At 62.5% G+C, this 22,570-nt stretch carries 21 protein-coding genes; 2 read left to right on the forward strand and 19 right to left on the reverse strand.

Translation table 11 applies throughout. The annotated features are described in order from the left end of the window. Nucleotides 1–20: 20 nt before the first annotated feature. The 12 genes from rpsC to rpsL form a co-directional block, all read right to left on the reverse strand. Nucleotides 21–749: a 30S ribosomal protein S3 gene (rpsC, locus tag FJ548_RS12575; protein WP_140611528.1), complete on the reverse strand. Its 729-nt coding sequence runs from the start codon at nucleotides 747–749 to the stop codon at nucleotides 21–23. Beyond that, a complete protein-coding gene (gene rplV, locus FJ548_RS12580) occupies nucleotides 749–1,138 on the reverse strand; it encodes a 50S ribosomal protein L22 (RefSeq protein WP_140611526.1) in 390 nt (129 codons plus the stop codon). The genes rpsC and rplV overlap by 1 nt, the downstream gene beginning before the upstream one ends. Before the next feature lie 2 nt (nucleotides 1,139–1,140). Then, nucleotides 1,141–1,419 carry a 30S ribosomal protein S19 gene (gene rpsS, locus FJ548_RS12585; RefSeq protein WP_006205463.1) on the reverse strand — a complete coding sequence of 93 codons (279 nt, stop codon included), beginning with the start codon at nucleotides 1,417–1,419 and terminating at the stop codon, nucleotides 1,141–1,143. 16 nt (nucleotides 1,420–1,435) lie between these two features. Next, nucleotides 1,436–2,269, reverse strand: coding sequence for a 50S ribosomal protein L2 (gene rplB, locus FJ548_RS12590; RefSeq protein WP_140697827.1), 834 nt, complete (start codon nucleotides 2,267–2,269; stop codon nucleotides 1,436–1,438). A gap of 22 nt (nucleotides 2,270–2,291) precedes the next feature. Continuing rightward, nucleotides 2,292–2,585: a 50S ribosomal protein L23 gene (locus tag FJ548_RS12595; RefSeq protein ID WP_006205465.1), complete on the reverse strand. Its 294-nt coding sequence runs from the start codon at nucleotides 2,583–2,585 to the stop codon at nucleotides 2,292–2,294. Further along, nucleotides 2,582–3,202: a 50S ribosomal protein L4 gene (gene rplD, locus FJ548_RS12600; RefSeq protein WP_140697830.1), complete on the reverse strand. Its 621-nt coding sequence runs from the start codon at nucleotides 3,200–3,202 to the stop codon at nucleotides 2,582–2,584. Before rplD ends, FJ548_RS12595 begins: the two co-directional genes overlap by 4 nt. Next, the gene (gene rplC / locus FJ548_RS12605) at nucleotides 3,202–3,915 is read right to left on the reverse strand and encodes a 50S ribosomal protein L3 (protein ID WP_140697832.1); all 714 of its coding nucleotides are present in this window, start codon (nucleotides 3,913–3,915) and stop codon (nucleotides 3,202–3,204) included. The genes rplD and rplC overlap by 1 nt, the downstream gene beginning before the upstream one ends. Before the next feature lie 61 nt (nucleotides 3,916–3,976). Next, complete coding sequence (gene rpsJ / locus FJ548_RS12610; RefSeq protein WP_006205468.1) at nucleotides 3,977–4,285, reverse strand: 30S ribosomal protein S10; 309 nt, start codon at nucleotides 4,283–4,285, stop codon at nucleotides 3,977–3,979. A 69-nt stretch (nucleotides 4,286–4,354) separates the two neighbouring features. Continuing rightward, nucleotides 4,355–5,530 carry an elongation factor Tu gene (gene tuf / locus FJ548_RS12615; protein WP_010909256.1) on the reverse strand — a complete coding sequence of 392 codons (1,176 nt, stop codon included), beginning with the start codon at nucleotides 5,528–5,530 and terminating at the stop codon, nucleotides 4,355–4,357. Between the two features lie 67 nt (nucleotides 5,531–5,597). Beyond that, nucleotides 5,598–7,688 carry an elongation factor G gene (gene fusA / locus FJ548_RS12620; protein ID WP_140609815.1) on the reverse strand — a complete coding sequence of 697 codons (2,091 nt, stop codon included), beginning with the start codon at nucleotides 7,686–7,688 and terminating at the stop codon, nucleotides 5,598–5,600. Between the two features lie 29 nt (nucleotides 7,689–7,717). After that, a complete protein-coding gene (gene rpsG / locus FJ548_RS12625) occupies nucleotides 7,718–8,188 on the reverse strand; it encodes a 30S ribosomal protein S7 (protein WP_008875664.1) in 471 nt (156 codons plus the stop codon). 63 nt (nucleotides 8,189–8,251) lie between these two features. Beyond that, complete coding sequence (gene rpsL / locus FJ548_RS12630) at nucleotides 8,252–8,623, reverse strand: 30S ribosomal protein S12 (RefSeq protein WP_006333356.1); 372 nt, start codon at nucleotides 8,621–8,623, stop codon at nucleotides 8,252–8,254. A 472-nt stretch (nucleotides 8,624–9,095) separates the two neighbouring features. Here rpsL and FJ548_RS12635 point away from each other — a divergent pair, with 472 nt between their 5' ends. Continuing rightward, a complete protein-coding gene (locus FJ548_RS12635) occupies nucleotides 9,096–9,377 on the forward strand; it encodes a transcriptional regulator (protein WP_140609814.1) in 282 nt (93 codons plus the stop codon). Between the two features lie 109 nt (nucleotides 9,378–9,486). Beyond that, nucleotides 9,487–10,422 carry a Gfo/Idh/MocA family oxidoreductase gene (locus FJ548_RS12640; RefSeq protein ID WP_140698638.1) on the forward strand — a complete coding sequence of 312 codons (936 nt, stop codon included), beginning with the start codon at nucleotides 9,487–9,489 and terminating at the stop codon, nucleotides 10,420–10,422. A 95-nt stretch (nucleotides 10,423–10,517) separates the two neighbouring features. On the opposite strand, the gene FJ548_RS12645 is transcribed toward FJ548_RS12640, so the two are convergent. From FJ548_RS12645 to rplK, 7 genes are all read right to left on the reverse strand, one after another. Then, nucleotides 10,518–11,183 (reverse strand): O-methyltransferase, encoded by a 666-nt coding sequence (locus tag FJ548_RS12645; protein WP_140777996.1) that lies wholly within the window; start codon nucleotides 11,181–11,183, stop codon nucleotides 10,518–10,520. Between the two features lie 85 nt (nucleotides 11,184–11,268). Then, nucleotides 11,269–15,465, reverse strand: a complete 4,197-nt coding sequence (rpoC, locus tag FJ548_RS12650; protein WP_140698632.1) for a DNA-directed RNA polymerase subunit beta' — start codon at nucleotides 15,463–15,465, stop codon at nucleotides 11,269–11,271. 144 nt (nucleotides 15,466–15,609) lie between these two features. After that, a complete protein-coding gene (gene rpoB, locus FJ548_RS12655) occupies nucleotides 15,610–19,746 on the reverse strand; it encodes a DNA-directed RNA polymerase subunit beta (protein WP_140698630.1) in 4,137 nt (1,378 codons plus the stop codon). A gap of 253 nt (nucleotides 19,747–19,999) precedes the next feature. Continuing rightward, a complete protein-coding gene (gene rplL, locus FJ548_RS12660) occupies nucleotides 20,000–20,377 on the reverse strand; it encodes a 50S ribosomal protein L7/L12 (RefSeq protein ID WP_015317993.1) in 378 nt (125 codons plus the stop codon). Nucleotides 20,378–20,431: 54 nt separating this feature from the next. Beyond that, entirely contained in the window at nucleotides 20,432–20,950 is a 519-nt protein-coding gene (gene rplJ / locus FJ548_RS12665) for a 50S ribosomal protein L10 (protein WP_140698627.1), read from the reverse strand. A gap of 392 nt (nucleotides 20,951–21,342) precedes the next feature. Then, nucleotides 21,343–22,041 (reverse strand): 50S ribosomal protein L1, encoded by a 699-nt coding sequence (gene rplA, locus FJ548_RS12670; RefSeq protein WP_140609809.1) that lies wholly within the window; start codon nucleotides 22,039–22,041, stop codon nucleotides 21,343–21,345. A gap of 4 nt (nucleotides 22,042–22,045) precedes the next feature. Then, nucleotides 22,046–22,474, reverse strand: a complete 429-nt coding sequence (gene rplK / locus FJ548_RS12675) for a 50S ribosomal protein L11 (protein WP_010909262.1) — start codon at nucleotides 22,472–22,474, stop codon at nucleotides 22,046–22,048. Nucleotides 22,475–22,570: the final 96 nt, after the last annotated feature.

Raw genomic sequence — 22,570 nt, forward strand, 5'->3', positions numbered from 1 at the left:
ACTCCAAATTCCTAAATGTCTCAGGCGTTCTCGCGACGACGACCGCGTTCGCGCTCGCCACCACCGCCGCCATGCGAATGATCACCCTCGGTGGCGCGACGCTCCGAAGCCATCGGGTCGTGCTCGAGGATCTCGCCCTTGAACACCCAGACCTTGACGCCGCAGATGCCGTAAGCCGTATTCGCCTCGGCCGTGCCGTAGTCGACATCGGCGCGCAGCGTGTGCAGCGGCACGCGGCCTTCGCGGTACCATTCCATGCGCGCGATTTCGGCGCCGCCGAGACGGCCCGAGCAGTTGATGCGGATGCCTTCGGCACCGAGACGCATCGCCGACTGCACGGCGCGCTTCATGGCGCGGCGGAACGCGATGCGGCGCTCGAGCTGCTGGGCGATCGACTGGGCGACCAGGGTCGCATCGATTTCCGGCTTGCGCACCTCGACGATGTTGAGGTGCGTCTCGGACTTCGTCATCTCCATCAGCTTCTTGCGAAGCTTTTCGATGTCGGCGCCCTTCTTGCCGATGATCAGGCCCGGGCGCGCGGCATGGATGGTGACGCGGCACTTCTTGTGCGGGCGCTCGATCACGACCTTCGAGATCGCGGCCTGCTTGAGTTCCTTCTCAAGATACTTGCGGATCTTGATGTCCTCATGCAGCAGCTTGCCGTACTCGCCGGTGTTCGCGAACCAGCGCGAATCCCAGGTGCGGTTGATGCCGAGGCGAAGACCGATCGGATTGACTTTCTGGCCCATTATGCGGCCTCCCCTTTTTCTTCGACTTCACGAACGACGATCGTGAGGTGCGAGAACGGCTTCTCGATACGGCTGGCGCGACCGCGGCCACGAGCGTGGAACCGCTTCATGACGATCGACTTGCCGACATAGGCTTCCGCCACGATCAGCGCATCGACGTCGAGGTCGTGGTTGTTTTCCGCGTTGGCGATCGCCGACTCCAAGGTCTTCTTGACCGTGCCGGAAATCCGCTTGGCCGAGAATTCCAGGTCGGAAAGCGCTGTCGCGACCTTCTTGCCGCGGATCAGCGCGGCAACCAGGTTCAGCTTCTGCGGGCTGATACGGATCGTGCGCAGAACGGCGCGCGCTTCGTTGTCAGCAAGACTGCGCGGAGCTTTGGCCTTGCCCATGATTATTTCCTCTTCGCCTTCTTATCCGCGCCGTGACCGTAGTAGGTCCGCGTCGGAGCGAATTCACCGAACTTGTGACCGACCATGTCCTCGTTCACGGAGACGGGAACATGCTTCTGGCCGTTGTAGACACCGAAGGTGAAGCCGACGAACTGCGGCAGGATGGTGGAGCGACGGCTCCACATCTTGATCACCTCATTGCGACCACCTTCACGAACCTTGTCCACCTTCTTGAGAAGGTAGCCGTCGATGAAGGGGCCTTTCCAAATAGAACGAGTCACTTGGCGTTACCTCTTCTTAGCTCTTGCGCTGATGGCGCGAGCGCAGGATGAACTTGTCGGTCGCCTTGTTGGACCGCGTCTTCTTGCCCTTGGTCGGCTTGCCCCACGGGGAAACCGGATGGCGACCACCGGAGGTGCGGCCTTCGCCGCCGCCGTGCGGGTGGTCAACCGGGTTCATGGTCACGCCGCGATTGTGCGGACGCTTGCCGCGCCAAACCGTGCGACCGGCCTTGCCGTCGTTGATGTTGCCGTGGTCGGGGTTCGACACGGCACCGACGGTGGCCATGCAGGAGCCGTGAACGACACGCTGCTCGCCCGAGTTGAGGCGCAGGATCGCCATGCCCTGGTCGCGGCCGACGAGCTGGGCGTAACCGCCAGCCGAACGGGCAACCTGGCCACCCTTGCCCGGCTTCAGCTCGATGTTGTGGACGATCGTGCCGACCGGCATCGCGGCTAACGGCATCGCATTGCCCGGCTTCACGTCGACCGCTTCGCCAGCCACGATCTTGTCGCCGGCGGCAAGGCGCTGCGGGGCGATGATGTAGGACAGCTCGCCATCGTCATACTTGATCAGTGCGATGAAGGCGGTGCGGTTCGGATCGTATTCAATGCGCTCGACCGTGCCGACGACGTCGAACTTGCGGCGCTTGAAGTCGATGATGCGGTACGAACGCTTGTGACCACCACCGATGAAACGGGCGGTGATGCGGCCGTAGTTGTTGCGGCCGCCCGACTTGGTCAGGCCTTCGGTCAGACCCTTGACGGGTTTGCCCTTGTAGAGGCCCGAGCGGTCGACGATGACCAGCTGGCGGGTGCTCGGCGTTACCGGGTTGAATTTTTTCAGTGCCATGTTCTTGTCCTCGCGGCCTTGCTCAGAGACCCGTCGCGACGTCGATCGACTGGCCGTCGGCCAGCGTCACAACCGCCTTCTTGACGTCGCTCTGGCGGCCGATCGTGCCGCGGAAGCGCTTGATCTTGCCCTTGCGGACAAGCGTGTTCACGGCCATCACCTTGACGCCGAACAGCGCTTCGACGGCGGCCTTGATTTCCGGCTTCGACGCCTTCTTGGCGACGTTGAAGACGACCTGGTTCTGCTCGGAAGCCATGGTCGACTTTTCGGTGATCGCCGGGCTGACGATCACGTCGTAGTGACGAAGGTCGGTCATTTAAAGCGCTCCTCGAGAGCCTCGACGGCGGCCTTCGAAAGGACCAGCGTGCCGCGGCGCAGAATGTCGTAGACGTTGATGCCCTGGATGGGCAGCACGTCGATGTTGGGGATGTTGGTCGCGGCCAGCTTGAAGTTCTGGTCAAGCTCGGCGCCACCAATCACCAGGGCGTTGGTCAGGCCCAGCGTCGCGAAATTCGCGACCAGTGCCTTGGTCTTGGCCTCGGTCAGCTTCAGCTCGTCGATGACGATGATCGAAGCGCTCTTGGCCTTGGCCGAGAGGGCGTGCTTGAGGCCAAGCGCGCGAACCTTCTTCGGCAAATCGTGCTCGTGGCTGCGAACGACCGGGCCGTGGGCCTTGCCGCCGCCGCGGAACTGCGGAGCGCGTGCGGAGTGGTGACGGGCGCGGCCCGTACCCTTCTGCTTGTACATCTTGGCGCCGGTGCGCGCGATTTCGGCGCGACCCTTGGCCTTGTGCGTGCCCTGCTGCTTCTTGGCAAGCTGCCAGCGCACGACGCGCTGCAGGATGTCCTCGCGCGGATCAAGGCCGAAAATCTCCTCGGAGAGTTCCACCTTGCCGGCGTCCTTGCCGCCAAGCGTTGTGATCTTGAGATCCATTATTCCGCTCCCTCTGTGGCCGGAGCCTCATTCTTCGTGGCGACGCGGATCGCGGCAGGCTTCGGCGCATTGGCCGGAAGCGCAACCTTGGCAGCGTCGCGAACCAGGATCCAGGCACCCTTGGTGCCGGGAACCGCGCCGCGGATCAGGATCAGGCCGCGATCAGCATCGGTCGAAACGATCTCGACGTTCTGCGTGGTGACGCGGGTGTCGCCCATGTGGCCGGCCATCTTCTTGCCCTTGAACACCTTGCCGGGGTCCTGGCGCTGGCCGGTCGAGCCGTGCGTACGGTGCGAGACCGAGTTACCGTGGGTCGCGCGGCCACCACCCATGTGGTGACGCTTGATGACGCCCTGAAAACCCTTGCCGATCGTCGTGCCGGTGACGTCGACCTTCTGGCCGGCGACAAAGTGCTCGACCGTGATCTCGGCGCCGACATCGATCATGTTGTCGGCGGAGACGCGGAACTCGGCGAGCTTCGCCTTCGGCTCGACGGAAGCGGTCGCGAAATGGCCGCGCATCGCCTTCGACGTGTTCTTCACCTTGGCAAAGCCAACGCCGAGCTGAACGGCGGTGTAGCCATTCTTCTCCTGCGTGCGCTGTGCCACGACCTGGCAGTTCTCCATCTGGAGAACGGTGACGGGAACATGTTCCCCGGCATCGTTATAGATGCGGGTCATTCCCACCTTCTTTGCAATCACACCTGAACGCATCGGTTCAATTCCTTTAGAGTTCCGGGCCAGGGGCACCGCCCCTTACCGCGCTCTCATTCCCTTAGAGCTTGATCTCGACGTCGACGCCGGCGGCCAGATCGAGCTTCATCAAAGCATCGACGGTCTGCGGGGTCGGATCGACGATGTCGAGCAGACGCTTGTGCGTGCGCATCTCGAACTGCTCGCGGCTCTTCTTGTCGACGTGGGGCGACCGGTTAACCGTGAATTTTTCGATCCGCGTCGGCAGCGGAATGGGGCCGCGTACGTTGGCGCCGGTGCGCTTGGCCGTCGACACGATTTCGCGCGTCGAGGCGTCGAGCACCCGGTGGTCAAACGCCTTCAGGCGGATGCGGATATTCTGTCCGTTCATGCGTCACTTCCTTGTTCTGGCGCGGCGCGGGCAACTACCGCGCCCGCGACAGATCGGTTTAAGTCCAAATTACTCTTTGATGGTGACGACGATGCCGGCACCGACGGTGCGGCCGCCTTCACGGATGGCGAAGCGCAGCTTCTCTTCCATGGCGATCGGCACGATCAGCTCGACATCGACCGTGATGTTGTCGCCGGGCATCACCATCTCGGTGCCGGCCGGTAGCGACACGATGCCGGTCACGTCGGTCGTGCGGAAGTAGAACTGCGGACGGTAGTTGGTGAAGAACGGCGTGTGACGGCCACCCTCGTCCTTGGTCAGGATGTAGGCTTCGGCCACGAACTTCTTGTGCGGCTTCACCGTGCCGGGCTTGGCCAGAACCTGGCCGCGCTCGACGCCTTCACGATCAACGCCGCGCAGCAGCGCGCCGATGTTGTCGCCGGCCTGGCCCTGGTCGAGCAGCTTGCGGAACATCTCGACGCCCGTGCAGGTCGTCTTGGTCGTCGGACGGATGCCGATGATTTCCAATTCCTCGCCGACCTTGACCACGCCGCGCTCGACGCGGCCGGTCACCACCGTGCCGCGGCCCGAGATCGAGAACACGTCCTCGATCGGCATCAGGAACGGCTTGTCGAGCGGACGAACCGGCGTCGGGATGTAGGCGTCGACCTGAGCCATCAGCTCGCGGATCGCATCCTCGCCGATCGTCTTGTTCGAATCCTCGAGCGCGGCCAAGGCCGAACCCTTGACGATCGGAATGTCGTCGCCGGGGAATTCGTTCTTCGACAGCAGCTCGCGCACCTCGAGCTCGACCAGTTCCAGCAGCTCGGCGTCATCGACCTGGTCGACCTTGTTCAAAAACACCACGATCGACGGCACGCCGACCTGACGGGCCAGCAGAATGTGCTCGCGGGTCTGCGGCATCGGGCCGTCGGCGGCCGACACCACCAGGATCGCACCGTCCATCTGCGCCGCACCGGTGATCATGTTCTTCACATAGTCGGCGTGGCCGGGGCAGTCGACGTGGGCATAGTGGCGGTTGGCCGTCTCGTATTCGACGTGAGCCGTCGAGATCGTGATGCCGCGCGCCTTCTCTTCGGGCGCCGCATCGATCTGGTCGTAGCGCTTGTATTCGCCAAAATACTTCGTGATCGCCGCCGTCAGCGACGTCTTGCCATGGTCAACGTGACCAATCGTGCCGATGTTCACATGAGGCTTAGTGCGCTCGAATTTACCTTTTGCCATGTGATGTCTCCATTTCCTGCTCGCCCATGCGGGCTTTGAATTGCGTTATCGCGGCAGCTCTTTCGAGTTACGCGTATTTCTTCTGGACTTCCTGGGCGACTGCGGTCGGGACCGGCTCGTAGTGGTCGAACTGCATCGTGTAGGCCGCGCGGCCCTGGCTCATCGAGCGCAGGTTGTCGACGTACTTGAACATATTGGCGAGCGGCACCATCGCATTGATGACCACGGCCACGCCACGTGCTTCCTGGCCCTGGATCTGGCCACGGCGGCCGTTCAGGTCACCAATGACGCTGCCGACGTAATCTTCCGGCGTCACGACCTCGACCTTCATGATCGGCTCGAGCAACTGCACGCCAAGCTTGGGTGCGGCTTCGCGGAAGCAGGCGCGGGAAGCGATTTCGAAGGCCAGGACCGAGGAGTCGACGTCGTGGTAGGCGCCGTCGATCAGCGTCGCCCTGACGCCGATCATCGGGAAGCCCGCGAACGGACCCGCGCCCATGACGCTCTGAATGCCCTTTTCGACGCCCGGAATGTATTCCTTCGGAACCGCGCCGCCGACGATCTTGGACTCGAACACGAAGTCTTCGCTCTCCGAATTCGGCTCGAACAGAACCTTGACGCGGGCGAACTGACCGGTACCGCCGGTCTGCTTCTTGTGGGTGTAGTCCTGCTCGTGCTTGCGGGTGATCGTCTCGCGATAGGCCACCTGCGGCGCGCCGACATTGGCCTCGACCTTGAACTCACGGCGCATGCGGTCGACGATGATGTCGAGGTGCAGTTCGCCCATGCCGGAGATGATGGTCTGGCCGCTTTCCTCATCGGTCTTGACGCGGAAGGACGGATCCTCGGCAGCCAGGCGATGGAGCGCGAGGCCCATCTTTTCCTGGTCGTTCTTGGTCTTCGGCTCGATCGCGATCTGGATGACCGGATCCGGGAATTCCATGCGCTCGAGGATGACCGGATGCAGCGGATCGCAAAGCGTGTCGCCGGTGGTCGTGTCCTTGAGGCCCGCCAGGGCGACGATGTCGCCGGCGAAAGCTTCTTCGACGTCGGCGCGCGAATTCGCATGCATCTGCAGCATGCGGCCGATGCGCTCCTTCTTGCCCTTGACGGTGTTGTCGACAGAGATGCCCTTCGAGAGCTTGCCCGAATAGATGCGGGCGAAGGTCAGCGAACCGACGAACGGGTCGTTCATGATCTTGAAGGCGAGCATCGACAGCGGCTCGTCGTCAACGGCATGACGCTCGATCTCGGCATCGGTCTTGGCATCGACGCCCTTGATGGCGGGTACGTCCGCCGGCGACGGCAGGTACTCGACGACGGCGTCGAGCAGCGGCTGCACGCCCTTGTTCTTGAAAGCCGAGCCGCAGAACATCGGGAAGAACTTGACCGCGATCGTGCCCTTGCGGATCAGCGAACGGATCTCGTCATTCGACGGCATCTTGCCCTCGAGGTAGTTCTCGAGTGCCGTCTCGTCCATTTCGACGGCGGCTTCGATCATCTTCTCGCGATATTCCTCGGCACGATCCTTGAGGTCGGCTGGGATCTCGACGACGTCCCAGGCAGCGCCCAGGGTCTCATCGCGCCAGACCAGCGCGTTCATCTCGACGAGGTCGACAACGCCCTTGAACTCGGTCTCGGCGCCGATCGGCAGCTGCATGACGACAGCCTGCGCACCGAGGCGCGAGCCGATCATCTCGACTGAGCGGTAGAAGTCAGCGCCGATCTTGTCCATCTTGTTGCAGAAGATCATGCGCGGCACGCGGTACTTGTCGGCCTGACGCCAGACGGTTTCCGTCTGCGGCTCGACACCGGCGTTGGCGTCGAGCAGCGCGATGGCGCCGTCGAGCACGCGCAGCGAACGCTCGACCTCGATGGTGAAGTCGACGTGTCCGGGGGTGTCGATGATGTTGAAGCGGCGCATCTTGCCGTCACGGCCCTTCCAGAAGGTCGTGGTCGCGGCGGACGTGATGGTGATGCCGCGTTCCTGCTCCTGCTCCATCCAGTCCATGGTCGCAGCGCCGTCGTGCACTTCGCCGATCTTGTGCGACTTGCCCGTGTAATAGAGGACGCGCTCGGTGGTCGTCGTCTTGCCGGCGTCAATATGCGCCATGATACCGAAATTGCGGTAGTCTTCGATTTTGTATTCGCGGGCCATCGTAGCTGCCTCTCAGTCCTGTTCGCGCTTTACCAGCGGTAGTGTGCGAAAGCGCGGTTGGCTTCAGCCATCTTGTGGGTGTCTTCACGCTTCTTGACGGCCGTGCCGCGGTTGTTGGCCGCATCCATCAGCTCGCCGGAGAGGCGGTCGACCATGGTGGTCTCGTTGCGGTTGCGAGCAGCCGCGATCAGCCAACGGATGGCCAGCGCCTGGCGACGCTCGGGACGCACGTCGACCGGAACCTGGTAGGTGGCGCCGCCGACGCGACGCGAACGCACCTCCACATGCGGCGCGACATTGTCGAGCGCCTGATGGAAGACGGTGACCGGCTCCTGCTTGGTCTTCGACTGAACCTGGTCGAGCGCGCCGTAGACGATGGTCTCGGCGACCGACTTCTTGCCGTCATACATGACGGCGTTCATGAACTTGGTAACGATCAGATCGCCGAACTTCGGGTCCGGATTGATCTCACGCTTTTCTGCACTGTGACGACGGGACATGGCTTTTGTCTCTCAATCTCTCATAGCCTGGCGCGCTCAAAACAGCGCCGAAGCCGGAAAACCTTACTTCGGACGCTTCGCACCGTACTTCGAACGGCGCTGCTTGCGGTTCTTCACACCCTGCGTGTCGAGCACGCCGCGGATGATGTGGTAACGGACGCCCGGAAGGTCCTTGACGCGGCCGCCGCGGATCATGACCACGGAGTGCTCCTGAAGGTTGTGACCTTCGCCGGGGATGTAACCGATCACCTCGAAACCATTGGTCAGGCGGATCTTGGCCACCTTGCGCAGCGCCGAGTTCGGCTTCTTCGGCGTCGTCGTGTAGACGCGCGTGCAGACGCCCCGCTTCTGCGGGTTCTGCTGCATGGCCGGGACCTTGTTGCGCTTCACCGGCGCAATGCGCGGCTTGCGGATCAGCTGGTTGACGGTAGGCATTAAACCCTCTTGTCTCTCAATTCCGTGTCTCGCCCGGTCAGGGCCGCTCAAAGCGTCATTTCCATACGCAAATTCGGGCCACAAACCGCGCCTCGCGGTCCTGCCCGAACAAATCGCAGAGGAAGCGGAAGCCGCTTCATGCACGCCGGAAATGTCTTTTCGCTCGTAAGATGAACCCTGTTTGAAGCAAACTCCAAAGCGTGTCGCTTCGGAAAGGAGAGCCTCACATCGGTTCTGACTGGCCGGCTTCTACTCGCAAGCCCGCGAAGCGTCAACCCCGCAACGGCAAATATTGCATTGAAGCCGGGGCTTGGCAGCCATGCGAAAACCGCATGTAATTTTCTTTCGCCAATTTGCAAGGGCGAGGAAGAAAGTGACCGGCTTCCGGCTGTCGCGCGGCCCTGCTTCATGCGAAAAGGCCGCCTGAGCACTCAAAGTCCCTCATACGGCCCTTGCCAGGAGGAATCAGCCCGTGAACGACAATGAAGAACGCCCGGTCACCATCATCACCGGCCGGGTGTGGAAGCGCAAAGGCGGCAAGGCGGAAGGCGTGCATGTCATGCTTGTCGCGCCCGACGACGATTCGGCGGTGCGCCGCGCCCTCGAATCGCTCGCCGCGGAAGGTTATGCCGAGGCCGAGCTCGACCAGATCGGCGACATGGACGGCGTGCCTGACGAGGAGCCGCACCTTTCAGCCTACCAGGGCGCGCTCGAAGGCGAAGTGTCGATCGTTACTTTCGACGAGCCGATATGAGAATCAAGTCCGGACGCGGCTGATGTCGGCTGGACAGACGCTCTACCGCAAGTTACCCGGCCGTCTTCTCGCGCATAGAAAAATCTGCCATTCCCATTCCGGAGCACACATGTCCTCGACCAATAATCCCATCAAGCTCGGCATCATCGGCGTCGGCAAGATCGTGCGCGACCAGCACCTGCCGGCCCTGGCGAAGGACCAGGCCTACCGCCTCGCCGCCGCAGCAAGCCGGCATGGCAGGGTCGACGGCATCCCGAATTTTCCCACCATCGAGGCGATGCTCGACGCGGTGCCGGAGCTCGACGCCGTATCGCTCTGCATGCCGCCGCAATTCCGCTACGATGCCGCCCGCACCGCACTCGAGGCCAAGAAACATGTCTTCCTCGAAAAGCCGCCGGGCGCCACGGTCAGCGAGGTCGAGGACCTGAAGGTGCTGGCTGCAAAGCAGGGTGTTTCCCTCTTTGCCAGCTGGCATTCGCGCTATGCACCGGCGGTTGAAGCGGCACGCGGCTTTCTCGCATCGACCCGAATCCGCTCCGCGGCGATCGTCTGGAAGGAAGATGTCCGTCGCTGGCATCCGAACCAGGACTGGATCTGGCAACCCGGCGGTTTCGGTGTCTTCGATCCCGGCATCAACGCGCTGTCGATCGCGACCTATATCCTGCCGGCGATGCACGTCACCTCGGCGGCACTCGACTTTCCAGAGAACCGCGCTGCCCCGGTCGCGGCGCAAGTCACATTTCGCACCTCGAACGGTTTGCCGGTGACCATGGACCTCGATTGGCTGCAGACTGGCCCTCAAAGCTGGGACATCCTTGCCGACACCGATGCCGGCAAGATGTTGCTTTCCGGTGGCGGCTCGAAACTCGCAATCGACGGACGTGTCGTCCATGAGGAGCCGGAAGCGGAATACCCGATGCTCTACAGGCGGTTCGCCGAACTCGTTCGCGCCGGCACGTCGGATGTGGATCTGGCGCCGCTGCAGCATGTCGCCGACGCCTTCATGCTCGGCAAGCGCAACGTGGTGGAAGCGTTTTTCGACTGATTGCTTCTCGACCGCTGCCTTGTCGACGTCTGACAATCTCAGATGACTGAGAACAGGACTGAAGGCGCTGGTATATCCAACTCCGGTAGTTGCCTTCAATCGACAATCGCGATGGCAAAGCCGTCATAGCCCTTGGCGCCGACGGTCTGGATGGCTGTGCCGTCCAGCCGTCTGTCGCCACCGATGAATGAAAACGCGGCGCGGGCGCCTTCGACATTGGCGTCGCGTCCGTCTTCGTTCACCACATCGCCGTCGCGGATGACGTTGTCGCAGACGATGACCGTTCCGGAGCGCGACAGCCGCATGGCCCAGTCGAGATAGTTCGGACTGTTCGGCTTATCGGCGTCGATGAAGATGAGGTCGAACGGGCCGGCATTCTCGTCACTCAGCGCGGCGAGCGATTGCAATGCGGGGCCGACGCGCAAGTCCACCTTGCCCGAGACATCAGTCCGCTCAAAATTCGAACGCGCGACCTTGGCATGGTGCGGATCAAGTTCGAGCGTCACGATCTTGCCGTCGGCCGGCAATCCCCGCGCCATCCAGATGGTCGAATAGCCGCCAAGCGTGCCGATCTCGAGTACCTTCCTGGCGCCGCCGATGCGCACCAGCAGCGAGAGTAGCTTTCCCTGCGCCGCCGAGACATCGATCGCCGGCAGGCTGTGATCGCGGTTGGCGGCAAGAACCGCGTCGAGCACGGGATCCGGCTCGAAGAGAGAGGCGACGATGTAGTCGTCGACAGCCGTCCATGTCTTTCTGCTCATGTTTCCCTCCTCGGGTTGATGTGAAACGAAAAAGCCGCCGGGTTGCCCCGACGGCTTCTGTTGCCTGAGATCCTTGCCGCCGCGCTTACTGCGCGGCGGTTGTCATGTCGGCGAGCATCGGCTCGGCCACTTCCACACCGGAGGCCTTGCGGCGCTCGTCGATGATGAGTTCGTCGCGCGAGGTGGCGATGCGCCGGATCTGGCTCATCGTGCCGCCAGTACCGGCCGGGATCAGCCGGCCGACGATGACGTTTTCCTTCAAGCCCTGCAGCATGTCGGTCTTGCCGGCGACGGCTGCTTCCGTCAGCACCCTGGTCGTCTCCTGGAAGGAGGCGGCCGAGATGAAGGACGGCGTCTGCAGCGACGCCTTGGTGATGCCGAGCAGCACCGGCTGGCCTTCGGCCGGCTTCTTGCCGTCCTCGATCAGCCGCTCGTTGACCTCTTCCAGTTCGATCACGTCGACATGGTCGCCCGGGATATAGGTCGAGTCGCCCTGCGTGGTGATCTCGACCTTCTGCAGCATCTGGCGAACGATCACCTCGATGTGCTTGTCGTTGATCGACACGCCCTGCAGACGGTAGACTTCCTGGATCTCGTTGACGAGGTAGGAAGCAAGCGCTTCCACGCCCTTGATCGCCAGGATGTCGTGCGGCGCGGGATTGCCGTCGAGGATGTAGTCGCCCTTCTCGATGACGTCGCCGTCCTGGAGATGGAACGGCTTGCCCTTCGGGATCAGGTATTCGACCGGCTCAAGCGTCGAGTCATGCGGCTCGATGATGATGCGACGCTTGTTCTTGTAGTCGCGGCCGAAGCGGATCGTGCCGTCGATCTCGGCGATGATGGCGTGATCCTTGGGACGACGTGCCTCGAACAGTTCGGCAACACGCGGCAGACCACCGGTGATGTCCTTGGTCTTGGCGCTTTCCATCGGGATACGCGCCAGCACGTCGCCGGGACGAACCTGCGCACCCGGCTCGACCGAGAGAATGGCCTCGACCGAGAGCAGGAAGCGGGCATCGCCACCCTTCGACAGCTTGCCGACCTTGCCCTTGGTGTCCTGGACGACGATCGCCGGCTTCAGGTCGTTGCCGCGCGGCGTCGAACGCCAGTCGATGACCTCACGCTTGGTGATGCCGGTCGACTCGTCGGCCGTTTCCTGCACGGAAATGCCGTCGACCAGATCCTCGAACGCCACCTTGCCCTCGATTTCGGTGAGGATCGGGCGGGTATAGGGATCCCACTCGGCGATACGCTGGCCGCGCTTCACCTTGTCGCCATCGTCCACGAAGATGCGCGAACCATAGGTGACGCGGTGCGTGGCGCGCTCCTTGCCGGCTTCGTCGAGGATCAGCACCGCCATGTTGCGGCCCATGACCATCTGCTGGCCGTCAGAGTTGCGCACCACGTTGCGGTTGCGGATCTCGACCTTGCCCTCATAGGAGGCTTCAAGGAACGAAGAGTCCACCACCTGCGCGGTACCGCCCATGTGGAAGGTACGCATGGTGAGCTGGGTGCCCGGCTCACCGATCGACTGCGCCGCGATGACGCCGACGGCTTCACCCTGGTTGACCGGGGTGCCGCGGGCCAGATCGCGTCCGTAGCACACCGCGCAGACGCCGACCCTGACCTCGCAGGTCAGCGCCGAACGGATGCGGACCGACTGAACGCCGGCCTTTTCGATCTGCTCCACATCGCGCTCGTCCATCAGCTTGCCGGCCTTGACCAGCAGATCGCCGGTCACCGGATGGTTGATGTCGTCGAGCGCGGTGCGGCCCAGCACGCGCTGGCCAACCGAAGCAACAACCTGACCGGCATCGACGATCGGCTGCATGGTGAGGCCCTTGTCGGTGCCGCAATCCACGGAGTTGACGATGCAGTCCTGCGCCACGTCGACCAGACGGCGGGTGAGGTAGCCCGAGTTCGCCGTCTTCAAGGCGGTGTCGGCCAGACCCTTACGGGCGCCGTGGGTCGAGTTGAAGTACTCGAGCACGGTCAGGCCTTCCTTGAAGTTCGAGATGATCGGCGTCTCGATGATTTCGCCCGACGGCTTGGCCATCAGGCCGCGCATGCCGGCGAGCTGACGCATCTGGGTGGGCGAGCCACGCGCACCGGAGTGCGACATCATGTAGATCGAGTTCATCGGCTTCTGACGGCCATTGTCCTCGAACTCGACCGCCTTGATGCGGGCCATCATCTCGTCGGCGACCTTTTCCGAGCACTTGGCCCAGGCGTCGACGACCTTGTTGTACTTCTCGCCCTGCGTGATCAGACCGTCATTGTACTGCTGCTCGTATTCCTTGGCCAAAGCCTCGGTGTCCGACACAAGCTTGGTCTTGGTGTCCGGGATCAGCATGTCGTCCTTGCCGAACGAAATGCCGGCACGGCAGGCATGGGCGAAACCGAGCGCCATGATGCGGTCGCAGAAAATGACCGTCTCCTTCTGACCGCAGTGGCGGTAGACGGTGTCGATCATCTTGGAGATGTTCTTCTTGGTCATCTCCTGGTTGGCGGTCTCGTAAGGCACGTTGACGTTCTTCGGCAGAAGCTCGCCGATGATCATGCGGCCAGGCGTGGTGTCGTAGATCTTCGACACGACCTTGCCTTCGGCGTCGACCGAGCGGAAGCGACCCTTGATCTTGGCGTGCAGCGTCACCGCCTTGGTCTCGAGCGCATGCTGGAGTTCGCCCATGTCGGCAAACACCATGCCCTCGCCCGGCTCGTTCTGGTTGACGATCGAGAGATAATAGAGACCCAGAACCATGTCCTGCGACGGCACGATGATCGGCGCGCCGGAAGCCGGATGCAGGATGTTGTTGGTCGACATCATCAGCACGCGGGCTTCAAGCTGCGCTTCCAAGGACAGCGGCACGTGAACGGCCATTTGGTCGCCGTCGAAGTCGGCGTTGAAGGCCGTGCAGACCAGCGGATGCAGCTGGATTGCCTTGCCTTCGATCAGGATCGGCTCGAACGCCTGGATGCCGAGGCGGTGCAGCGTCGGCGCGCGGTTCAGCAGCACCGGATGTTCGCGGATGACTTCGTCGAGGATATCCCAGACCTCCGGACGCTCCTTCTCGACCAGCTTTTTCGCCTGCTTGACGGTCGAGGAGTAACCCTTGGCGTCGAGACGGGCGTAGATGAAGGGCTTGAACAGTTCGAGCGCCATCTTCTTCGGCAGGCCGCATTGGTGCAGCTTGAGCTCGGGACCGGTGACGATGACCGAACGGCCGGAATAGTCGACGCGCTTGCCGAGCAGGTTCTGGCGGAACCGGCCCTGCTTGCCCTTCAGCATGTCGGAAAGCGACTTCAGCGGGCGCTTGTTGGCGCCTGTGATGACGCGGCCGCGGCGGCCGTTGTCGAACAGCGCATCGACGGCTTCCTGCAGCATGCGCTTTTCATTGCGCACGATGATGCCGGGGGCACGCAGTTCGATCAGCCGCTTCAGACGGTTGTTGCGGTTGATAACGCGGCGATAGAGGTCGTTCAGGTCGGACGTCGCGAAACGGCCGCCGTCCAGAGGAACCAGCGGGCGCAGGTCCGGCGGGATCACCGGAACCACCTTCATGATCATCCATTCCGGACGGTTGCCGGATTCCATGAAGTTCTCGACGACCTTGAGCCGCTTCAGATACTTCTTCTGCTTCAGCTCGGACGTGGTCGAAGCCAGCTCCGAACGCAGGTCGCCGGCGATCTTCTCCAGGTCCATGCCGGCCAGAAGGTCATGAATGGCCTCGGCGCCGATCATGGCGGTGAAGGAATCCTCGCCATATTCGTCGACGGCGATCATATACTCTTCCTCGCTGAGCAGCTGGTGCTCCTTCAGCGCGGTGAGGCCAGGCTCGGTGACGATATAGTTCTCGAAGTAGAGGACGCGCTCGATATCCTTCAGCGTCATGTCGAGCAGCGTGCCGATGCGCGAGGGCAGCGACTTCAGGAACCAGATGTGGGCGACGGGGGCGGCGAGCTCGATATGGCCCATGCGCTCGCGACGCACGCGCGACAGCGTGACTTCGACGCCGCACTTTTCGCAGATGACGCCCTTGTACTTCATGCGCTTGTACTTGCCGCACAGGCACTCATAGTCCTTGATCGGACCAAAAATGCGTGCGCAGAAAAGACCGTCACGCTCCGGCTTGAAGGTGCGGTAGTTGATGGTCTCCGGCTTCTTGATCTCGCCGAACGACCAGGACAGAATCTTCTCAGGGCTGGCAAGCGAGATCCGGATGGAATCGAACACCTGCGCGGGCGCCTGGGGATTGAAGAGATTCATGACCTCTTGGTTCATGCCGTTCTCCTTTTCGGGGTCCTCGAAAACCCCTTGCATCTAACGCGGGCCGAATGCCCGCTGAGTGGTCGGCCCACCGGCCGAAGAAATTGATGCATCCGGTCGCGGGAGCCCTCTCCCGCGACCGGATGTCTTGTTTACTCCCTATTCGGCAGCGTCTGGCAGCCGAACCGGTGCTTCGTCGAGCTTGGTGTTCTCCAGCTCGACATTGAGGCCGAGAGACCGCATTTCCTTGACGAGCACGTTGAAGCTCTCCGGGATGCCCGCCTCGAAGGTGTCGTCGCCTCTGACGATCGCCTCGTAGACCTTGGTACGGCCGGCGACGTCGTCCGACTTCACCGTCAGCATTTCCTGCAGCGTGTAGGCGGCACCGTAGGCTTCCAGCGCCCAGACCTCCATTTCGCCGAAGCGCTGGCCGCCGAACTGCGCCTTGCCGCCCAGCGGCTGCTGGGTGACGAGCGAGTACGGACCGATCGAACGCGCGTGGATCTTGTCGTCCACGAGGTGGTGAAGCTTGAGCATGTAGATATAGCCCATCGTCACCTTGCGATCGAACGGCTCGCCGGTGCGTCCGTCATAGAGCTGCGACTGACCGCTGGTGTGCAGGCCAGCCTGCTCCAGCATGGTGTTGATGTCGGCCTCGTGCGCGCCGTCGAACACCGGGGTCGCGATCGAGACGCCGCGGCGCATCTGCTCGCTGAGGCGGACAATGCTCTCGTCGTCATATTCGCGGATCGGCTCGTTGCGGTCGTTGGAGGGCATGAAGCTTTCCAACGTCTTGCGCAACGGCTTGATGTCGCCGCCCGCCTTATAGGCGTCGATCAATTCGCCGATCTTCCGGCCCATTCCCGCGCAGGCCCAGCCCAGATGCGTCTCCAGGATCTGGCCGACATTCATGCGGCTCGGCACACCCAGCGGGTTGAGCACGATATCGGCATGCGTGCCGTCCTCGAGGAAAGGCATATCCTCGACCGGAACGATGCGCGACACGACACCCTTGTTGCCGTGACGGCCGGCCATCTTGTCGCCCGGCTGCATCTTGCGCTTCACCGCCACGAAGACCTTGACCATCTTCATGACGCCCGGAGGCATTTCGTCGCCGCGCTGGACCTTCTCGACCTTGTCCATGAAGCGCTGTTCGAGCGCCTTCTTGGAGTCGTCATACTGGCCACGCAGGGCTTCCAGTTCGCTCTGGAGCTTTTCGTTCTCCACGGCAAACTGCCACCACTGCGAACGCGGATAGTCGTCAAGCGTATCCTTGGACAGCGTCGAGCCCTTCTTGAAGCCCTTCGGTCCGGCGATCGCTTCCTTGCCGACGAGCACGTCGGAGAGGCGGGCGTAGACGTTGCGGTCCAAGATCGCCTGCTCGTCGTCGCGGTCCTTGGCAAGGCGTTCGATCTCCTCGCGCTCGATCGCCATGGCGCGCTCGTCCTTCTCCACACCGTGGCGGTTGAACACGCGCACCTCGACGACGGTGCCGAAGGTGCCCGGAGGCATGCGCATCGAAGTGTCGCGCACATCCGAAGCCTTTTCGCCGAAGATGGCGCGCAGAAGCTTCTCTTCCGGCGTCATCGGGCTTTCGCCCTTCGGCGTGATCTTGCCGACCAGGATGTCGCCCGGCTGCACTTCCGCACCGATATAGACGATGCCGGCTTCATCGAGGTTCTTCAGCGCTTCTTCCGAGACGTTCGGAATGTCGCGCGTGATTTCCTCCGGACCGAGCTTGGTATCGCGCGCCATAACCTCGAACTCCTCGATATGGATCGAGGTGAAGACGTCGTCGGCGACGATGCGCTCGGACAAGAGGATGGAATCCTCGTAATTGTAGCCGTTCCACGGCATGAACGCGACCAGCACGTTGCGGCCGAGCGCCAGATCGCCGAGCTCCGTCGACGGACCGTCGGCGATGATGTCGCCCTTGTTGACCCGGTCACCCATGCGCACCAGCGGACGCTGGTTGATGCAGGTGTTCTGGTTCGAACGCTGGAACTTCATCAACCGGTAGATGTCGACGCCGGACTTGCCCGGATCGAGATCTTCCGTCGCGCGGATAACGATACGGGTAGCGTCCACCTGGTCGACGATGCCGCCGCGGCGGGCGCCGATGGCGGCACCCGAGTCACGGGCGACGACCGGCTCCATGCCGGTGCCGACGAACGGCGCCTCGGCGCGCACCAGCGGCACGGCCTGACGCTGCATGTTGGAGCCCATCAGCGCGCGGTTGGCGTCGTCGTTTTCCAGGAACGGGATCAGGGCCGCGGCCACCGACACCATCTGCTTGGGCGACACGTCCATCAGATCGACGTTTTCGCGCGGCGCCATCATCACTTCGCCGGCACTGCGGCAAATGACGAACTCGTCGACGAAGCCGCCATTCTTGTCGAGTTCGGCGTTGGCCTGCGCGACATGGTGCTTGGCTTCTTCCATCGCCGAGAGATAGACGACGTCATTGGTCAGCTTGCCGTCGACGATCTTGCGGTACGGGCTCTCGATGAAGCCGTACTTGTTGACGCGCGCGAACGTGGCCAGCGAGTTGATCAGACCGATATTCGGGCCTTCCGGCGTCTCGATCGGGCAGATACGGCCGTAATGCGTCGGGTGCACGTCGCGCACTTCGAAGCCGGCGCGTTCGCGGGTCAGGCCGCCCGGTCCAAGCGCCGAAAGACGGCGCTTGTGGGTGATCTCCGACAGCGGGTTGGTCTGGTCCATGAACTGGGACAGCTGCGAGGAACCGAAGAACTCGCGCACGGCGGCGGCCGCCGGCTTGGCGTTGATCAGGTCCTGCGGCATGACCGTGTCGATCTCGATCGAGGACATACGCTCCTTGATCGCGCGCTCCATGCGCAGCAGGCCGACGCGGTACTGGTTCTCCATCAGCTCGCCGACCGAACGAACGCGGCGGTTGCCGAGATTGTCGATGTCGTCGATCTCGCCCTTGCCGTCGCGCAGTTCGACCAGCGTCTTGACCACGGCCAAGATGTCTTCCTTGCGCAACACGCGCACGGTGTCTTCGGCCTTGAGTTCGAGGCGCATGTTCATCTTGACTCGGCCGACGGCCGACAGGTCATAGCGCTCGCTGTCGAAGAACAGCGAGTTGAACATGGCTTCGGCGGTCTCGAGTGTCGGCGGCTCGCCCGGACGCATGACGCGATAGATATCGAACAGCGCATCCTGGCGGCTCTCGTTCTTGTCGACGGCGAGCGTGTTGCGGATGTAGGCGCCGACATTGACATGGTCGATGTCGAGGATCTGCACCTCCTGCTCACCGGTGCCGAGCAGCACCTTCAGCGTCTTCTCGTCGATCTCGTCGCCGGCTTCGAGGAAGATCTCGCCGGTGGCGTAGTTGACGATGTCCTCGGCGAGATAGTTGCCGAGCAGGTCCTCGTCGGTCGCCTTGATCGCCTTCAGGCCCTTTTCGCCGAGCTGACGCGCCTGGCGGGCGGTGATCTTCTTGCCAGCTTCGACAACGACCTCACCCGTATCGGCATCGACCAGGTCGCCGACGGCCTTAAGGCCGCGGAAACGCTCGACGTTGAACGGAATGCGCCAATGGTCGCCGGCGCGCTTGTAGGTGATCTTGTTGTAGAAGGTCGACAGGATCTCTTCGCCATCCATGCCGAGCGCCATCAAGAGCGACGTCACGGGGATCTTGCGGCGACGGTCGATACGGGCGTGCACGACGTCCTTGGAATCGAACTCGATGTCGAGCCACGAACCGCGATAGGGAATGACGCGCGCGGCGAACAGAAGCTTGCCCGACGAATGCGACTTGCCCTTGTCATGGTCGAAGAAGACGCCCGGCGAACGGTGCATCTGCGAGACGATGACGCGCTCGGTGCCATTGACGATGAAGGTGCCGTTCAAGGTCATGAGCGGCATGTCGCCCATGTAGACGTCCTGCTCCTTGATGTCCTTGATCGACTTGGCGCCGGTATCTTCGTCGATATCGAACACGATGAGGCGCAGCGTCACCTTCAGCGGCGCGGCATAGGTCAGGTCGCGCTGACGGCATTCGTCAACGTCGAATTTCGGTCCTTCGAACTCGTACTTCACGAACTCCAGCATCGAGGAGCCGGAAAAGTCGGAGATCGGAAAGACCGACTTGAAAACAGCCTGCAGTCCCTCGTCCGGACGGCCGCCCTTGGGCTCGTCCACCATCAGGAACTGGTCATAGGACGCCTTCTGAACCTCGATGAGGTTCGGCATCTCCGCAACTTCCGGGATCTTTCCGAAGAACTTGCGTACGCGTCTGCGGCCATTGAAAGTCTGGGTATGGGCCATCGTCGCTCCTTAGCTCTAAACTCGGGGCGAACCTCGCCGCGGTTCGCCTTGCATTCCGAGCCACCTGGGCGGCGGCTCTCTGTCTGTTCTCCGACCTCCCGTCGGTGGCCGGCTAAAACGGGAGAAAACCCGTTTCCTGAAGGCCGTTTCCAGGCCCTCAGGAAAGAGGTTCTCGTACATCTCGCGTTACGCGTCCTCCCTTCCGGGCGAAGGGAGTGGCGGGCGGCGCGAGGCCGCCCGCCGCTTTATACGCTTACTTCAGGTCGACCTTGGCGCCGGCTGCTTCCAGCTGGGCCTTGAACTTGTCGGCGTCGGCCTTGGAAACACCTTCCTTGACCGGCTTCGGAGCCGCTTCGACCAGATCCTTGGCTTCCTTGAGGCCAAGACCGGTGATGGCGCGGACTTCCTTGATGACGTTGATCTTCTGAGCGCCGGCCTCGGTGAGGACGACATCGAATTCGGTCTTCTCTTCGACCGGAGCAGCGGCGGCGGCAGCGCCGCCAGCAGCGGCAACCGCCACCGGAGCAGCAGCCGAAACGCCCCACTTTTCTTCCAGAAGCTTCGACAGCTCAGCCGCCTCGAGGACGGTCAGCTTCGAAAGGTCGTCTACGATCTTTGCGAGATCAGCCATTGTTGTATTCCTTCGTTAGGTTCGAACGTGTGTTTGTGATAGCGAGGAACGGCCTCATGCCGCCTCGTCCTTCCGGGCGTAAGCGCCGATGGCGCGCGCGACCGAAGCCGCGGGTGCATTGACGATCTGGGCGATCCGGGTTGCTGGCGTGGCGATCATGCCAACCAGCCTGGCGCGCAGCTCGTCGAGCGACGGAAGTGTGGCGAGTGCCTTCACACCGTCGGCGTCAAGCGAGGTCGTGCCCATTGCGCCGCCGAGAATGACAAGCTTGTCATTTCCCTTGGCGAAATCGGACGCGACCTTCGGCGCCGCAATCGGATCCTCCGAATAAGCGACCAGCGTCTGTCCCTTGAACAGGTCGATGATCGATGCGGAGTCCGTGCCCTGAAGAGCGATTTTGGCGAGACGGTTCTTCGCGACTTTAACGGTGCCACCGGCGGCGCGCATTTTCGACCGAAGGTCGTTCATTTGCGCGACGGTGATACCGGCATAGTGGGCCACGACCACTGAACCTGCGCCCGAGAACGCATCGTTCAGGCCCGTGACGAGTTCGCGTTTTTCCGCTCTGTCCACTGCCTATCTCCAGTTGACCCCCATCCTGTTAACGGGAACATCCCATTCACAAAGACAGGCGTCGGGTTGCCTTTTTGCCGGCCGGGCCATCCAGTAACGGATCTCCCGAACGACGCTCGAGGATCCTGCCCCCTTTCGCCACATCGACGGCCAAGCCGGCGATGCGCAGACAAAAGGCAAACACGGTTCGAACCCTTCATTGGAGCAGTCGCTCCGTTGTCAGGTCTTCACCCGTCTCATGCAGGCCCAGACGAATTAAGGCTGAGGGCCGCCTGCAATCTCGGACAGGATGTCCGGAAGCCTTCCGGCTCCCGGTACCGGGCCCAGGACAAGTCCAAGGCCCGGAATTCACTTCAAAGGTCAGCCGCGTGCGGCTGGCCCAAAAAATTCGATCAGGACGCGGCGAGCGTCGAGACATCCAACTTGAGGCCCGGGCCCATCGTCGAGGTGACGGACACCTTCTTGACGTAGTTGCCCTTGGCGCCAGCCGGCTTTGCCTTGGTCACCGCATCGGCGAAGGCGCGGACGTTCTCTTCCAGCGCCTTGACATCGAACGAGACCTTGCCGACGCCGGCATGCACGATGCCCGCCTTCTCGACGCGGAACTCGACCGCGCCGCCCTTCGATGCCTTGACGGCGGCGGCGACGTCGGTGGTGACGGTGCCGACCTTCGGGTTCGGCATCATGCCGCGCGGGCCGAGCACCTTACCGAGACGACCGACGAGCGGCATCATGTCCGGCGTAGCGATGCAGCGATCGAAATCGATCGTGCCCTTCTGGACGATGTCGACCAGGTCTTCCGCACCGACGATGTCGGCGCCAGCGGCCTTGGCTTCCTCCGCCTTGTCGCCACGGGCGAACACGGCGACGCGAACCGAGCGGCCGGTGCCGTTCGGCAGGTTGACCACGCCGCGGACCATCTGGTCGGCATGGCGCGGGTCGACACCGAGGTTCATGGCGACTTCGACGGTCTCGTCGAACTTGACCGACGAACGGTCCTTGAGCAGCTTCAGCGCTTCACCCAGGGCATAGGCCTTGTTGGGATCGATGCCTTCGCGGGACTTGGATACACGCTTTGCAATCTTTGCCATGATCTCAGCCCACCACTTCCAGACCCATCGAACGGGCAGAGCCCTCGACCATGCGCATGGCCGCTTCGACGTCGTTTGCGTTCAAATCCTTCATCTTGGCGGTAGCGATCTCGCGAACCTTGTCGCGCGAAACAGTACCGGCCTTGACCTTGCCGGGTTCCTTCGAACCAGACTTCAGGTTCGCAGCCTTCTTCAGGAAGTAGCTCACCGGCGGCGTCTTCATGACGAAGGTGAACGACTTGTCCTGATAGTAGGTAATGACCACCGGAACCGGCGATCCCTTTTCCATTTCCTGGGTCTGCGCGTTGAACGCCTTGCAGAACTCCATGATGTTGATGCCGCGCTGACCAAGCGCCGGGCCAATCGGGGGCGACGGCGTAGCCGAACCCGCGGAGACCTGGAGCTTGAGCTGGCCTGCAATTTTCTTAGCCATCTCTATTCCTGCCTTTGTCTATGCCGGCTCCACGACCTGGGAAACACCGGCGGTTGCAGTCTGGTGGTGCGGCTCCCGCGGCCGGCTAAAGCCACA

Origin of the sequence: Mesorhizobium sp. B2-4-17, assembly GCF_006441275.1 — a bacterium.
GTDB lineage: Bacteria > Pseudomonadota > Alphaproteobacteria > Rhizobiales > Rhizobiaceae > Mesorhizobium.

What these genes read in the sequence shown, in the direction of transcription:
- rplV (WP_140611526.1), bottom strand. Translation starts at nt 1,138, where the DNA reads ATGGGCAAGGCCAAAGCTCCGCGCAGTCTTGCTGACAACGAAGCGCGC.
- rplD (WP_140697830.1), bottom strand. Translation starts at nt 3,202, where the DNA reads ATGGATCTCAAGATCACAACGCTTGGCGGCAAGGACGCCGGCAAGGTG.
- rplC (WP_140697832.1), bottom strand. Translation starts at nt 3,915, where the DNA reads ATGCGTTCAGGTGTGATTGCAAAGAAGGTGGGAATGACCCGCATCTAT.
- rplL (WP_015317993.1), bottom strand. Translation starts at nt 20,377, where the DNA reads ATGGCTGATCTCGCAAAGATCGTAGACGACCTTTCGAAGCTGACCGTC.
- FJ548_RS12595 (WP_006205465.1), bottom strand. Translation starts at nt 2,585, where the DNA reads ATGACCGACCTTCGTCACTACGACGTGATCGTCAGCCCGGCGATCACC.
- rplK (WP_010909262.1), bottom strand. Translation starts at nt 22,474, where the DNA reads ATGGCTAAGAAAATTGCAGGCCAGCTCAAGCTCCAGGTCTCCGCGGGT.
- FJ548_RS12645 (WP_140777996.1), bottom strand. Translation starts at nt 11,183, where the DNA reads ATGAGCAGAAAGACATGGACGGCTGTCGACGACTACATCGTCGCCTCT.
- rpoB (WP_140698630.1), bottom strand. Translation starts at nt 19,746, where the DNA reads ATGGCCCATACCCAGACTTTCAATGGCCGCAGACGCGTACGCAAGTTC.
- rpoC (WP_140698632.1), bottom strand. Translation starts at nt 15,465, where the DNA reads ATGAACCAAGAGGTCATGAATCTCTTCAATCCCCAGGCGCCCGCGCAG.
- tuf (WP_010909256.1), bottom strand. Translation starts at nt 5,530, where the DNA reads ATGGCAAAAGGTAAATTCGAGCGCACTAAGCCTCATGTGAACATCGGC.
- rpsL (WP_006333356.1), bottom strand. Translation starts at nt 8,623, where the DNA reads ATGCCTACCGTCAACCAGCTGATCCGCAAGCCGCGCATTGCGCCGGTG.
- rplA (WP_140609809.1), bottom strand. Translation starts at nt 22,041, where the DNA reads ATGGCAAAGATTGCAAAGCGTGTATCCAAGTCCCGCGAAGGCATCGAT.
- fusA (WP_140609815.1), bottom strand. Translation starts at nt 7,688, where the DNA reads ATGGCCCGCGAATACAAAATCGAAGACTACCGCAATTTCGGTATCATG.
- rpsJ (WP_006205468.1), bottom strand. Translation starts at nt 4,285, where the DNA reads ATGAACGGACAGAATATCCGCATCCGCCTGAAGGCGTTTGACCACCGG.
- rpsG (WP_008875664.1), bottom strand. Translation starts at nt 8,188, where the DNA reads ATGTCCCGTCGTCACAGTGCAGAAAAGCGTGAGATCAATCCGGACCCG.
- rplB (WP_140697827.1), bottom strand. Translation starts at nt 2,269, where the DNA reads ATGGCACTGAAAAAATTCAACCCGGTAACGCCGAGCACCCGCCAGCTG.
- rpsC (WP_140611528.1), bottom strand. Translation starts at nt 749, where the DNA reads ATGGGCCAGAAAGTCAATCCGATCGGTCTTCGCCTCGGCATCAACCGC.
- FJ548_RS12640 (WP_140698638.1), top strand. Translation starts at nt 9,487, where the DNA reads ATGTCCTCGACCAATAATCCCATCAAGCTCGGCATCATCGGCGTCGGC.